This is a genomic window from Bordetella saccharivorans (assembly GCF_045862855.1).
Taxonomy (GTDB): domain Bacteria; phylum Pseudomonadota; class Gammaproteobacteria; order Burkholderiales; family Burkholderiaceae_B; genus Bordetella_A; species Bordetella_A petrii_F.
The window spans coordinates 3,651,685-3,664,374 of the sequence record NZ_BAAFZO010000001.1; the positions used below are offsets into that span (position 1 = coordinate 3,651,685).

The window sequence follows — 12,690 nt, forward strand, 5'->3', positions numbered from 1 at the left end:
CGTGCTCGCGGTCAGCTCTTGGCCGTGCGGATCCCGTCGAGCGTCTTGAAACATACTTCCCGCGCGATCGCCAGGAAGTCCTTCACATACGAAGCATCCGTGTCCTCGGTGCGCACCGCCGCGTACAGCGTGCGCCAGACGCCCTGGGGCCCCAGGTGGCACAGATGCAGCCATCCCTGCTGCAGATACTCGGTGAGCGCCCAGTTCGGCAGCGCCGCCACGCCGCGATTGCTGGCCACCAACTGGGCAATGATGGGGGTCAGTTCGGCCTTGCGCACCGCCGCCGGCTCGACGTCGGCCGGATCCAGGAACGCGGTGAAGACATCCAGCCGCTGGCGCTCCACGGGATACGTGATCAGGGTCTGGTCCTCGAGTTGCTCCGGTTCGATATGGCGGCTGGCCGCGAACGGATGGGACTGCGCCACAGCCAGCACCAGCTCATACTTGAACAGCGGCAGGTATTCGACGGCCTCCAGGCGCTGCGGGTCGGACGTGATGACCAGGTCCAGGTCGCCGCGCACCAGCGCGGGCAGCGGGGCGAACGAGAACGCCGCCGACAGGTCCAGCGCGACATCGGGCCACTGGGCGCGGAACGCATCCAAGGCCGGCATCAACCACTGAAAGCAGGAGTGGCATTCGATGGCCATGTGCAGGCGGCCGGTGCGGCCGGCTGCCAGCCGCTGCAATTCCCGTTCGGTGGCGCGCAGGCGGGGCAGGACGTCATCGGCCAGGGCCAGCACGCGCAGGCCGGCCGTCGTCAGGCGGGCAGGGCGGGTGCGACGGTTCAGCAGGGGCGTGCCCAGCCTGGTTTCCAGGTCGCGCAACTGGTGCGACAAGGCCGACTGCGTCAGGTGCAGGCGTTCGGCGGCTTCCTGCAGGCTGCCGCCGTCGCGGATGGCGGACAGCGTTTCGAGGTGGCGGATTTCGAGCATGGCGGGCGACAGTCGCGGCGGGGCTGTATTTACATGAAAAATATTCAATCAATGTATGGCGAGATTGATTTTGCTGCAAGTTGAGTTGCTGCCAGAATACGCTACGAATTGAACAAATTTCGCTTATTCTGGATATTTATATGACTATTACTCATAGTTTGGGTTTTCCGCGAATTGGCGCGCAGCGCGAGCTGAAGCGCGCCGTGGAGGCGTACTGGGCCGGCAGGCAGGACGTCGAAGCGCTGGAGCAGGTCGGGCGGGACCTGCGTGCCGCACATTGGCGCCAGCAGGCCGCGGCCGGCCTGCAGTTCGTGCCGGTGGGCGATTTCGCCTGGTACGACCACATCCTGGAATGGACCACCTTGCTGGGCGCCGTGCCGGCGCGCTTCGGCCAGCCGGAGGGCCAGTTGGTGGGGCTGGACACGCTGTTCCGCATGGGCCGGGGGCGGGCCCCCACCGGCACGCCGGCCGCCGCCTGCGAAATGACCAAGTGGTTCGATACCAACTACCACTACATCGTGCCGGAGCTCGTGCCGGGACAGACGTTCCGCATCGCGCGCGAGTATTTGTTCGATCAAGTGGCGGAGGCCCAGGCGCTGGGCTACCAGCCCAAGCCGGTGATCCCGGGCCCGCTGGCCTGGCTGTGGCTGGGCAAGGGCGACGCCTTTGCCAAGGGCGCCGGCGATCCCGCCAAATTGCAGTTGCTCAACGCACTGTTGCCGGTCTATGCGGAGGTGCTGGCCCGTCTGGCGCGCCAGGGGGTGCAGTGGGTGCAGATCGACGAACCGATTCTGGTCCTGGACCTGCCGCAGGCTTGGCGTGATGCCTTCCGGGAAACCTACGCCAGGCTGGCCGACACGCCGGTCAAGCTCTTGATGGCCACCTATTTCGGCGGCCTGAAGGACAACCTGGCCACTGCGTTGGCACTACCGGTGGCCGGCCTGCACCTGGACCTGGCGCGCGCTCCCGGGCAGTTGCAGGAAGTGGCTGCCGCGCTGCGGCCCGACCAGGTGCTGTCGGCGGGCGTGATTGACGGCCGCAATATCTGGCGCACCGACCTGGACGCCGCGCTGGCGGCGCTGGCGCCGGTCCGCAAGCAATTGGGCGAACGTCTCTGGCTGGCGCCGTCGTGCTCGTTGCTGCATGTGCCGGTCGACCTGGCGGGCGAGACCGACCTGGATGCCGAATTGAAGAGCTGGCTCTCGTTCGCGGCGCAGAAGCTCGACGAACTGGACCTATTGGGGCGTGCGCTGGCAGACGCCGGACAGCCGGCGGTGCGCGACGCGTTGGCCGTCCAGCGCGCGGCGCTGCAGGCACGCCGGCAGTCGCCGCGCATCCATAATCCGGCGGTGGGTCGCCGCATGGCCGAGGCCGCCGGCGTGGCGCGTGAACGCGCGCCCTTTGCCGAACGCATCGCCCGACAGCAGGAATTGCTGAAGCTGCCGGCCTTCCCCACCACGACCATCGGCTCGTTCCCGCAGACCGCCGAAATCCGCGCGCTGCGACGCGACTGGAAGTCCGGTGCGCTGACCGATGCCGCCTATGAAGCCGCGATCCGCAAGGAAATCGAGGCAGTCATCCGCTTCCAGGAAAAAATCGGCCTGGACGTGCTGGTGCATGGCGAGCCGGAGCGCAACGACATGGTGGAATACTTCGGCGAACTGCTGGCCGGGTTCGCCTTTACCCGCAACGGCTGGGTGCAAAGCTATGGCTCGCGCTGCGTCAAGCCGCCCATCATTTTCGGCGACGTGGCGCGGCCGGCGCCCATGACCGTCGGCTGGTCGTCGTATGCCCAATCCCTGACCGACAAGCCGGTCAAGGGCATGCTGACCGGGCCGGTCACCATTTTGCAGTGGTCCTTCGTGCGCGACGACCAGCCGCGCGAGCAGACCTGCCGGCAACTGGCGCTGGCCCTGCGCGACGAGGTGGTCGACCTGGAAGCGGCGGGGGTGCGGGTCATCCAGATCGACGAGCCCGCCATCCGCGAGGGCCTGCCGCTGCGCCGCGCCGACTGGCAGGCATACCTCGACTGGGCGGTGGACTGCTTCCGGCTGTCGACCGCCGGGGTGGCCGCCGACACCCAGATTCACACGCACATGTGCTATTCCGAGTTCAATGACATCATCGAATCCATTGCCGCCATGGATGCCGATGTCATTACGATCGAGACCTCGCGCTCCAATATGGAATTGCTGGCCGCCTTTGAGGATTTCCGATATCCCAACGATATCGGTCCGGGCGTCTACGATATCCATTCGCCTAACGTCCCGGACGTCGACTGGATGGTGGGCCTGATGCGCAAGGCGGCCGCCCGGCTGCCCAGCGAGCGGCTGTGGGTCAACCCGGACTGCGGCCTGAAAACCCGCGCCTGGCCGGAAACCGAGGCGGCGCTGGTCGGCATGGTCGAGGCGGCCCGCGTCCTACGGGCCGGCTGACCGGCCCCGCCGGGGCACGGGGCGGGCCTTCGACCCCGCCTCGCGCCCCGGCGGGCCCCCGCACGGGCATGGGGGCCTGCGTTATACTTCCCAGGATTTGCTGCTTCGCGTCAAATACCTTGAAGCGCAGGCTAACTCATGCCCTTGCCACCGTCGAAAGCCCCCCGCCGCCCGCTGCACACGCGTTCCATACGCGTGCAGTCCTACGAGCGCGACGACGGATTGTGGGACCTCGAAGCCGAGCTCATCGACTTCAAGGCCTACGATTTCCCCAGGCAGAATGGCGAGATCTTCAAGGCCGGCCGTCCCGTCCACCACATGCACCTGCGCATCACCATCGATGCCGCGTTCTCCATCGTGGCGGCCGAGGCGGTGTATGACGCGGCGCCGTACGACCGGCAGTGCATGGCCATCGAACCCGCCTACGAGGGGCTGGTGGGCATGAACCTGCTCAAGGGGTTCCGCCGCCAGGTCAAGGATCGCTTTGGCCACACGGCCGGCTGTACCCACATGACCGAACTGTCGCAGGTGCTGCCTACCGCGGCAGTGCAGACCATGGCCAACCGGCGGCGTCAGAGCAGCAATCCGGACAAGCGCCCGTTCCAGCTGGACGGCTGTCATGCCTTGCGCACCGACGGCCCCGTGGTGCTTGAGCACTATCCCAAGTGGTACACCGGGGATAGCGCTGAAGCGGCGGCGGACGCGATCTCCGACATCCCCTCTTTTTCTCATTCGTCCTGACAGGTAACACATGAAAATCCACGAGTATCAAGGCAAGGAACTGCTGAAGCAATTTGGCGTGCCCGTGCCGCGCGGGATCCCCGCTTTTTCCGTCGACGAGGCCGTGGCTGCCGCTGAAAAGCTCGGCGGGCCGGTATGGGTCGTCAAGGCGCAGATCCACGCCGGCGGCCGCGGCAAGGGCGGCGGCGTCAAGCTGGCCCGTTCGATCGACGACGTCCGCAAGCTGGCTTCGGAAATCCTGGGCATGCAGCTCGTGACGCACCAGACGGGCCCCGAGGGCCAGAAGGTGCGCCGCCTGTACATTGAGGAAGGCGCCGACATCAAGAAGGAATACTACGTGTCGCTGGTGACCGACCGCGCCACGCAGAAGGTCGCCATCATCGCTTCCAGCGAAGGCGGCATGGACATCGAGGAAGTCGCCCATTCGACGCCCGAGAAGATCATCACCGAATACATCGATCCGCTGACCGGCCTGTCGGCCGGGCAGGCCAAGCAAGTGGCCGAAGCCGTGGGCCTGAAGGACGGCTCCGCCGACCAGGCCGCCGACGTGTTCCAGAAGCTGTACAAGTGCTATATGGACACCGACGCTTCGCTGGTGGAAATCAACCCGCTGAACTGCGACAGCAAGGGCAACATCATCGCGCTGGACGCCAAGTTCAACTTCGATTCCAACGCGCTGTTCCGCCATCCCGAGATCGTCGCCTACCGCGACCTCGACGAAGAGGACCCCGCCGAAATCGAGGCCAGCAAGTTCGACCTGGCCTACATACAGCTCGACGGCAACATCGGCTGCCTGGTCAACGGCGCCGGCCTGGCCATGGCCACCATGGACACCATCAAGCTGTTCGGCGGCGAGCCCGCCAACTTCCTGGACGTCGGCGGCGGCGCCACGGCCGAGAAGGTCACCGAAGCCTTCAAGATCATGCTCAAGAATAAGGGCGTGAAGGCCATCCTGGTCAACATTTTCGGCGGCATCATGCGCTGCGACGTGATCGCCGAAGGCGTGATCGCCGCGTGCAAGGCGGTCAACCTGAACGTGCCGCTGGTGGTCCGCATGAAGGGCACCAACGAAGAACTGGGCAAGAAGATGCTGGCCGACTCGGGGCTGCCCATCATCAGCGCCGACACCATGGCCGAAGCGGCCACCCGCGTCGTAGCCGCCGTCAAATAAACGCCAAGGATTTACAAATGTCGATTCTGATCAACAAGGACACCAAAGTCATCACCCAGGGCATCACGGGCAAGACGGGCCAGTTCCACACCCGCATGTGCCGTGAATACGCCAATGGCAAAGCCGCCTTCGTGGCCGGCGTGCATCCCAAGAAAGCCGGCGAGGACTTCGAAGGCGTGCCCATCTTCGGCAGCGTGCAGGACGCCAAGGACAAGACCGGCGCGACCGTGTCGGTCATCTACGTGCCGCCCGCGGGCGCCGCGGCCGCCATCTGGGAAGCCGTCGAAGCCGAGCTGGACCTGGTCATCTGCATCACCGAGGGCATCCCGGTGCGCGACATGCTGGAAGTGAAGAACCGCATGAAGGCCAAGAACAGCAAGACCCTGCTGCTGGGCCCGAACTGCCCCGGCCTGATCACCCCCGACGAAATCAAGATCGGCATCATGCCGGGCCACATCCACCGCAAGGGCCGCATCGGCATCGTCAGCCGCTCTGGCACGCTGACCTACGAAGCCGTGGCGCAAGTCACCGAGCTGGGCCTGGGCCAGTCGAGCGCCGTGGGTATCGGGGGCGACCCGATCAACGGCCTGAAGCACGTGGATGTGCTCAAGCTGTTCAACGACGACCCCGACACCGACGCGGTCATCATGATCGGCGAAATCGGCGGCCCGGATGAAGTCAACGCGGCACAGTGGGCCAAGGACAACATGAAGAAACCCGTGGTCGGCTTCATCGCCGGCGTCACGGCGCCTCCGGGCAAGCGCATGGGCCACGCCGGCGCGCTCATCTCGGGCGGCGCCGATACGGCCGATGCCAAGCTCGAAGTGATGGAAGCGTGCGGTATCCGTACCACCCGCAATCCGTCCGAAATGGGCAAGCTGCTGAAGTCCGTGCTGTAATCGGACTGCATCCGCGCCAGGAAAGGCCCGCCTCGGCGGGCCTTTTCGTGGGCGCGGCCCTGCGGGGGCCGGCAAAATATAATAACGGGCCGGTCTTATATATACGTGCAAGAAGATCCCGCCCGTTGCGGCGTTCCCGCATCGGGCCCGGGCCACCCGCCACGCTCGCGCGTTCCAACCAAAAAGGGCTGTACGTTTTTTGTTTATTCACACCTAGGGGATCATCTAGGAAAGAGAGGAATGGAACTTACATCAGCCGCATTCTGGATTGCCCTGCTCCAGATCATCTGGGTCAATATCCTGCTATCCGGCGACAACGCCGTGGTCATCGCGCTCGCCGCGCGCTCGCTGCCTCCCAAGCAGCAGAAGAACGCCATCGTGGTCGGCTCCGCCGCCGCGATCATCATGCGCATCGTGCTGACGCTGGTGGCCGCCAAGCTGCTCTTGCTGCCGTGGCTCAAGCTGATCGGCGCGCTGCTGCTGGTCTATATCGGCGTCTCCCTGCTGATGCCCGAGGGCGAGGACGAGGGCGAGGGCAAGCAGCACGGCAGCCTGCTGGCCGCCATCCGCACCATCATGATCGCCGACTTGGTCATGAGCCTGGACAATGTCGTGGCAGTGGCCGCCGCGGCCATGGGCGACACCACGTTGCTGGTCGTAGGCCTGGCGATCAGCATTCCCCTGGTCATTTTCGGCAGCACGCTGCTGCTGAAGGTCATCGAGCGCTTCCCGATCATCGTGTGGGTCGGCGCGGCGCTGCTGGGTTTCATCGCGGGCGAGCTGCTGGTGGGTGATCCGGCCTTGCAAGAGCCGGTGACGCGCATTGATACCGCGCTGGGCCTGACGCAGCACCAATTGGCACTTATTGCTGGCGTGCTCGGCGCCATCGTGGTGCTGGCGCTGGGGAAAATTTTCCTGGCTCGTCAAAAAGTACTGACGCAAAGCTGAACTACAATAATAGGTTGTACACCGGGCCGCCATGGCGCCTTGCGCGCCGGCGGCCCGCGCCGGTGCGCGGCCGGCGCCGTTTCTTCGTTCAAAAATTCCCTGGGGGTCTAACGTGCTTGAGTTTTTCCAGACGCTGAGTTGGGCAGCGGTGTTCCAGATTATCCTGATCGACATCCTGCTGGGTGGCGATAACGCCGTGGTCATCGCACTCGCCTGCCGCAACCTGGCTCCCAAGCAACGCATGCAGGGCATCCTGTGGGGTACCGCCGGCGCCATCATCCTGCGCGTGGTGCTCATCGCCTTCGCGCTGACCCTGCTGGCCATCCCGTTCCTGAAGGTCGTCGGCGGCCTGCTGCTGCTGTGGATCGGCATCAAGCTGCTCATTCCCGAAGACGACGCCCACGGCAACATCAAGGGCGGCACGTCCATCGCCGCGGCGGTCAAGACCATCATCGTGGCTGACTTCGTCATGAGCCTGGACAACGTAATCGCCATCGCGGGGGCCGCCCAGAACGCCCATGAAGGCCACCAGATCGGCCTGGTCGTGTTCGGCCTGATCGTCAGCGTGCCCATCATCATCTGGGGCAGCACGCTGGTGCTCAAGCTCATCGACCGCTACCCGCTGGTCGTCACGTTCGGCGCCGGCCTGCTGGGCTGGATCGCGGGCGGCATGGTAATCACCGATGTCTTCGTAGTGCGTCAATTCGGCGAACAGCCCACCACGGTTAAAATCGCCGCCGAAGTCATCGGCGCACTGATCGTCATCATCGTGGGGCGGTGGCTCGCCAGCCGTAAAACCGCCTCGAAGGAATCCGCTCATGAGTCTGCGTAAAAGCGACAACCCCGAATCCGGCCTCAGCCTGCTGCAGGGCCTGCTGGTGCTGGCCATTCTGGGCGTGATCGCCGCCGTGGTTTTCGCCAGCCTCGCGTGACGCCGTTCGTGTCCGTTCCGCAACGCCTCGTCATCGCGACCCGCGCCAGCCGGCTTGCCCTCTGGCAAGCCGAGCACGTACGCGACCGCCTGCGCGCGCTGTATCCGGGTTGCGCGGTTGAACTGCTGACGCTCACCACGCGCGGCGACCAGATCCTCGATCGCACGCTGTCCAAGGTGGGCGGCAAGGGCCTGTTCGTCAAAGAACTCGAGACCGCGCTGCTCGACGGGCGTGCCGACCTGGCCGTGCATTCCCTGAAGGACGTCCCGGTCGACCTGCAAGCACCCTTCGACTTGTGCGCGGTGCTCGAGCGCGCGGACCCGCGCGATGCCTTCGTCTCGAACGACTACGCTACCCTGGCCGACCTGCCTGCCGGCGCGGTGGTGGGCACTTCCAGCCTGCGGCGCGAGTCACAGATCCGCCAGCGCTACCCCCATCTGGCCGTCAAGCCCCTGCGGGGCAACCTGGATACCCGGCTGGGCAAGCTGGACCGCGGCGACTACGCGGCCATCGTCCTGGCCGCGGCGGGCCTGCAGCGCCTGGGCCTGCAGGCCCGCATACGCTGCCTGCTCGACCCCGACCAGAGCCTGCCGGCGGCCGGGCAAGGCGCGTTGGGCATCGAAATCCGCGACGATCGCGACGATCTGCGCGCGTGGCTGGCCCCACTGGCCTGCGCCGATACCACGGCCTGCGTCGTGGCGGAGCGTGCCGTGTCGCGCGCTCTGGGCGGCTCGTGCCAGGTGCCGCTGGCCGCCTACGCGCAAATCGCCGGCGATACGCTGTCGCTGCGTGCCCTGGTGGCGTCGCCCGATGGCGCGCGCGTCGTCCGCTGCCAGCATGCCGGGCCGGCGTCCGAGGCGCAGGCCATCGGCGAAGCTGCCGCGCGGGAACTGCTGGCCGATGGGGCCGCGGCCATCCTGGCCGAACTGCTGCAAGAACCGCCGGCGTCCTGACGGGGCGAAGGCTTGCCGGTCGCCTGCTGGGTTTCGCCCGAGAGGTCGCTATGCTGCCTATTGCCATCCTGACCCGTCCCGACGGGCGCAATGCGCCGCTCGAGCGCGGGCTGCACGATGCCGGTTGGCAGACATTGGCGCTGCCGGCGCTCGAGATCCAGCCATTGCCCGCCGATGCCGCGGGGCCGCCGTTGCCGCAGGATCATGACCTGGTGGTGTTCGTCAGCGGCAACGCCGCGCGCCTGTACCTGGCCCAGCTGCACGCCGCCGGCATGCCGGATTGGCCGGGCGGCACGCTCGCGGCAACCGTGGGGCCGGCCAGCGCGCGGGCCTTCCGGGCATGTCCCGGAGTGGGGCCGGACGCCGCCGTGTTGTACCCCCCGCCCGAGGCGGCTGCGCATGATTCCGAAGCGCTGTGGCAGGTGTTGCGGGCCCGCGGCGCACTGCCGCGGCGGGTCTTGCTCGTGCGCGGCACGAGCGGGCGCGATTGGCTGGGCGACCAGCTCGAGGCCGCGGGCGTGCAAGTGGCGCGGCACGCGGTGTATCGCAGGCTGCCCGCGCTGTGGCCGGCATCCGCCGTGCGCCAGCTGCGCGAATGGGCCGGGCAGGGCAGGCCGGCAACCTGGCTGCTGACCAGCGGCGAGGGCATCGATGCGGTTCGCGCGCAGGTCGACGCGGCAGGGATCGCGGCCTGGTGGCGGGCGTCGCGCTTCGTGGTTACGCACCCGTCGCTGGTGCCGCGCCTGGGGTTGGCGGGCAGTGGCCAGGGACCCGCCCCGATGGTAAAAATCTGCTTGCCTGCCGACGAAGCGATCCTCGCGGCTTTTGTTGCGGCTTGAATCGAAGTTTTGGCATTTCACCGAATACAATCGCGTCATGACAGACCAGACCCCCGCCACTGAACCGGCCGCCCGCGCGGCCGCCCCGGGCTCAGGCTCGCCCGCCACGCCCAAGGCCAGGAAGCCTGCCAGCGCGGTGGGTACCTTGTCCGCAGCGCTCATCATCGTCGTGCTGCTGGCCGTCGGCCTGAGCTGGGCGCTGTGGATGCAGCGCAAGCAGTTCCTGAATGCCGGGCGCGAGGTTGCCGCCCGCCTGGATGCGCTGGAACAGTCCGCCGCATTGAGCGGCAAGGCGGCGCGCGAGGCCCTGGCCCTGGCCCAGGCGCAGGCCGGGCGCGTGGCCCAGCTGGAGAACCAGGCCGAGGAAGCCAAGAGCCGCTACGATGATCTGCAGCAGGCCTGGCAGACGGTCAGCGGCGGCGCGAGCGACGAGCTGCTGGCCAACGATGTCGAACGCCTGCTGGTCATGGCCCATCAGCAGTTGCGCCTGGCTGGCAACGTCAACAACGCCATCGTGGCGCTGGAGACCGCCCAGTCGCGCCTCGCGCGCGCCGACCGGCCGCGTTTCGCCAGCCTGCAGCAAAGCATCAACGGCGACCTCGAGCGCCTGCGCGCGGTCGCCACCATCGATATTCCGGCCCAGTCGGCGCGCATCGACCGCCTGGCCGGGTTGATCTCCAAGGCCCCGATGCTGGTGCCCGATGCCGCGGCGCCTGGCACGCCGCCGGCCGACGGCGCCGCGCCGCCGCGGCCGGAGCCCCAGCCCGCCGCCGACCCGCGCGCCGAGTTGCCGGCCGACGCGGCCTGGTGGCAGCGCTGGCGCGCCGAAATCGCTTCATGGCCGGGGCGCGCCGGCAGCGTGCTGGCTCAGGAACTGGGTGACCTCATCAGCGTTCAGCGCGTCGACCAGCCCGCCGCCCTCATGCTGTCGGCCGAGCAGGCCGGGCAGGCGCGCGCCGCTTTGCGCCAGCGCCTCATGACGGCCCAGCTCGCCATGCTGATGCGCCAGCCCGAAATCTGGAAGAGCGAGCTCGACAACGTCGTGCAGGCGCTGCGCTCGTACTTCGACGGCCGCGCCGCCGACACCCAGGCTGCGCTGCGGCTGGCGCAGGAATTGGCGCAGACCGATATCGCGGTGCCGTTGCCCGGCGTCAGCGACAGCCTGGCCAATGTCGCGGCCCTGCGCGCCGCCGGCGCCAACGCGCCCGCTACACAGGACTGACGCATGCGTACCTGGTTCTGGACTCTGCTGTTGGCCGTCGTCGCCGTGGCGTTGGCGGTCGTCCTGCGTTCCCATGCGGGCAATGTGATGGTGCTGGTGTGGCCGTGGCGCATCGAGCTGTCGCTGACATTGGCCGTATTGCTGATCCTGGCCGCCTTCGTGGCCCTGTACGTGGGCTTGCGCGTGCTGGCGTGGCTGCTGGCCATTCCCGACCGCATGCGGGTCTGGCGCGGCAACCGTGCCCAGGCGCGCGACCACGAATTGCTCGAACGCGGCTGGACCGAACTCCTCGAAGGGCGTTTCGCGCAGGCGGAAAAGAACCTGACCCGGCTGCTCGAACAGACGCGCGTTCCCAGCCGCCGCGTATTGGCGGCCCTGTCGGCCGCGCGTGCCGCGCACGGGCTGGGTGAATTCGAGCGGCGCGACCGGCTGCTCGAGTCCGCGCGCGAGCATGCCGACGGCAACGTCGGGCTGCAGGAGGCCATTGCCACGGTCTCGGCGGACCAGCTGCTGGACCAGGGGCGGGCACAGGATGCGCTGGCCGTGCTGACGCCCCTGCAGGATGGCGGCGCGCGTCATTTGCATACCATGCGCCTGCTGCTGCGCGCCGAGACCGCGCTGGGCCACCACGACCGGGTGTTCTCGCTGGCGCGTGGGCTGTCGCGCCGCAACGCGCTGTCCAAGTCCGAGGCCGAGCATCTTGTCGATACCGCTGGCGCCGCGCGCCTGCGGGCGGCCGCCGCGTCGGGGGCCGAAGGCTGGCGCGCCGTCTGGAAAGACCTCAAGAGCGAGGAGCGCGTGCTGCCCAATATCGCGCTGGCGGGCGCCACGGCATTCGAGGCCGCCGGCGAGCCGGTCGAGGCGGCCCGCGTGCTGGAGGCCGCCATACCCGCGCATTTCACGCCCTCGCTGGTAGCTGCGTATGCCCGCTGCGACGCCGACCAGGTCCCGCGTCGCCTGGCCAAGGCCGAGGCCTGGCTGCAAAAGCGGCCTGCCGATGCCGACCTGCTGGCGGCGTTGGGCATGTTGTGCCTGAACGGCCAGCTTTGGGGCCAGGCCGAACGCTATCTGCAGCGCAGCCTCGGCTTCCGCAACGACTCGCATACCCACGCCTTGCTGGGCAGCCTGTACGACCGGCTCGACCGCCCGGGCGACGCCGTGCGCCATTGGCGCCTGGCCACGGCGGCCAGCATGGCCCTGCCCACCCTGGCGGCCGACCAGGCTTTGCCGGCCGCCGAGACCTCGGCCGATCCGCTGCACCTGGATGCCGAAGGCGAGTATTCCGCATACCCGCCCGAGGCCAGCCTGCCGGCCGACACCACCGCGCCGGCGGCGGAAGATGCCGTGCCCGCCGATTACGTGCTCGATCCCGATGCGCGCACCCTCGGGCGCGAGGCGCCTGCTTCCACGCCGGCCGAGCCGCCCGCGGCGGTGCCGGCCCGTTCCGCGGTGGACATCGAGGACTACTTCGACAGCGCGCCCATTCCCGTGGCGGCTTTCGACGTGCCGGTGCCCACCTACGGCGGCTCGCCGCCCGCCGTGTCGTCCGGCAGCGCCGCCGCGCCGGACGATGCCGGCGACGACAAGCCCAAATCCTTTCCAGACAAACAAGGTTGAA

The 12,690-nt window shown here is 67.7% G+C and carries 11 protein-coding genes; 10 read left to right on the plus strand and 1 reads right to left on the minus strand.

Annotated features, from left to right (window positions below; genetic code table 11):
* Positions 1 to 11: 11 nt before the first annotated feature.
* Positions 12 to 932: a LysR family transcriptional regulator gene (locus tag ACKTT0_RS17410; protein WP_028353483.1), complete on the minus strand. Its 921-nt coding sequence runs from the start codon at positions 930 to 932 to the stop codon at positions 12 to 14.
* Between the two features lie 140 nt (positions 933 to 1,072).
* Here ACKTT0_RS17410 and metE point away from each other — a divergent pair, with 140 nt between their 5' ends.
* The 10 genes from metE to ACKTT0_RS17460 all read left to right on the plus strand — a co-directional run bounded on the left by metE (position 1,073) and on the right by ACKTT0_RS17460 (position 12,689).
* Positions 1,073 to 3,367, plus strand: a complete 2,295-nt coding sequence (gene metE / locus ACKTT0_RS17415; protein WP_407851054.1) for a 5-methyltetrahydropteroyltriglutamate--homocysteine S-methyltransferase — start codon at positions 1,073 to 1,075, stop codon at positions 3,365 to 3,367.
* Positions 3,368 to 3,505: 138 nt separating this feature from the next.
* Positions 3,506 to 4,108, plus strand: a complete 603-nt coding sequence (locus ACKTT0_RS17420; protein ID WP_407851055.1) for a DUF2889 domain-containing protein — start codon at positions 3,506 to 3,508, stop codon at positions 4,106 to 4,108.
* Positions 4,109 to 4,118: 10 nt separating this feature from the next.
* Positions 4,119 to 5,279, plus strand: coding sequence for an ADP-forming succinate--CoA ligase subunit beta (gene sucC, locus ACKTT0_RS17425; protein ID WP_407851056.1), 1,161 nt, complete (start codon positions 4,119 to 4,121; stop codon positions 5,277 to 5,279).
* Between the two features lie 17 nt (positions 5,280 to 5,296).
* The gene (gene sucD / locus ACKTT0_RS17430) at positions 5,297 to 6,178 is read left to right on the plus strand and encodes a succinate--CoA ligase subunit alpha (RefSeq protein ID WP_012248978.1); all 882 of its coding nucleotides are present in this window, start codon (positions 5,297 to 5,299) and stop codon (positions 6,176 to 6,178) included.
* A gap of 240 nt (positions 6,179 to 6,418) precedes the next feature.
* Positions 6,419 to 7,126, plus strand: coding sequence for a TerC family protein (locus ACKTT0_RS17435; protein ID WP_407851057.1), 708 nt, complete (start codon positions 6,419 to 6,421; stop codon positions 7,124 to 7,126).
* 112 nt (positions 7,127 to 7,238) lie between these two features.
* Positions 7,239 to 7,958, plus strand: coding sequence for a TerC family protein (locus tag ACKTT0_RS17440; RefSeq protein WP_407851058.1), 720 nt, complete (start codon positions 7,239 to 7,241; stop codon positions 7,956 to 7,958).
* A gap of 108 nt (positions 7,959 to 8,066) precedes the next feature.
* Entirely contained in the window at positions 8,067 to 9,011 is a 945-nt protein-coding gene (hemC, locus tag ACKTT0_RS17445) for a hydroxymethylbilane synthase (RefSeq protein ID WP_407851059.1), read from the plus strand.
* A 50-nt stretch (positions 9,012 to 9,061) separates the two neighbouring features.
* The gene (locus ACKTT0_RS17450) at positions 9,062 to 9,850 is read left to right on the plus strand and encodes a uroporphyrinogen-III synthase (RefSeq protein ID WP_407851060.1); all 789 of its coding nucleotides are present in this window, start codon (positions 9,062 to 9,064) and stop codon (positions 9,848 to 9,850) included.
* Between the two features lie 37 nt (positions 9,851 to 9,887).
* Positions 9,888 to 11,072, plus strand: coding sequence for a uroporphyrinogen-III C-methyltransferase (locus ACKTT0_RS17455; protein ID WP_407851061.1), 1,185 nt, complete (start codon positions 9,888 to 9,890; stop codon positions 11,070 to 11,072).
* 3 nt (positions 11,073 to 11,075) lie between these two features.
* Positions 11,076 to 12,689, plus strand: a complete 1,614-nt coding sequence (locus ACKTT0_RS17460; protein WP_407851062.1) for a heme biosynthesis HemY N-terminal domain-containing protein — start codon at positions 11,076 to 11,078, stop codon at positions 12,687 to 12,689.
* The last annotated feature ends 1 nt before the right edge of the window (position 12,690 follow it).

What these genes read in the sequence shown, in the direction of transcription:
- ACKTT0_RS17455 (WP_407851061.1), top strand. Translation starts at nt 9,888, where the DNA reads ATGACAGACCAGACCCCCGCCACTGAACCGGCCGCCCGCGCGGCCGCC.
- ACKTT0_RS17435 (WP_407851057.1), top strand. Translation starts at nt 6,419, where the DNA reads ATGGAACTTACATCAGCCGCATTCTGGATTGCCCTGCTCCAGATCATC.
- sucC (WP_407851056.1), top strand. Translation starts at nt 4,119, where the DNA reads ATGAAAATCCACGAGTATCAAGGCAAGGAACTGCTGAAGCAATTTGGC.
- ACKTT0_RS17450 (WP_407851060.1), top strand. Translation starts at nt 9,062, where the DNA reads ATGCTGCCTATTGCCATCCTGACCCGTCCCGACGGGCGCAATGCGCCG.
- metE (WP_407851054.1), top strand. Translation starts at nt 1,073, where the DNA reads ATGACTATTACTCATAGTTTGGGTTTTCCGCGAATTGGCGCGCAGCGC.
- ACKTT0_RS17420 (WP_407851055.1), top strand. Translation starts at nt 3,506, where the DNA reads ATGCCCTTGCCACCGTCGAAAGCCCCCCGCCGCCCGCTGCACACGCGT.
- sucD (WP_012248978.1), top strand. Translation starts at nt 5,297, where the DNA reads ATGTCGATTCTGATCAACAAGGACACCAAAGTCATCACCCAGGGCATC.
- ACKTT0_RS17460 (WP_407851062.1), top strand. Translation starts at nt 11,076, where the DNA reads ATGCGTACCTGGTTCTGGACTCTGCTGTTGGCCGTCGTCGCCGTGGCG.
- ACKTT0_RS17410 (WP_028353483.1), bottom strand. Translation starts at nt 932, where the DNA reads ATGCTCGAAATCCGCCACCTCGAAACGCTGTCCGCCATCCGCGACGGC.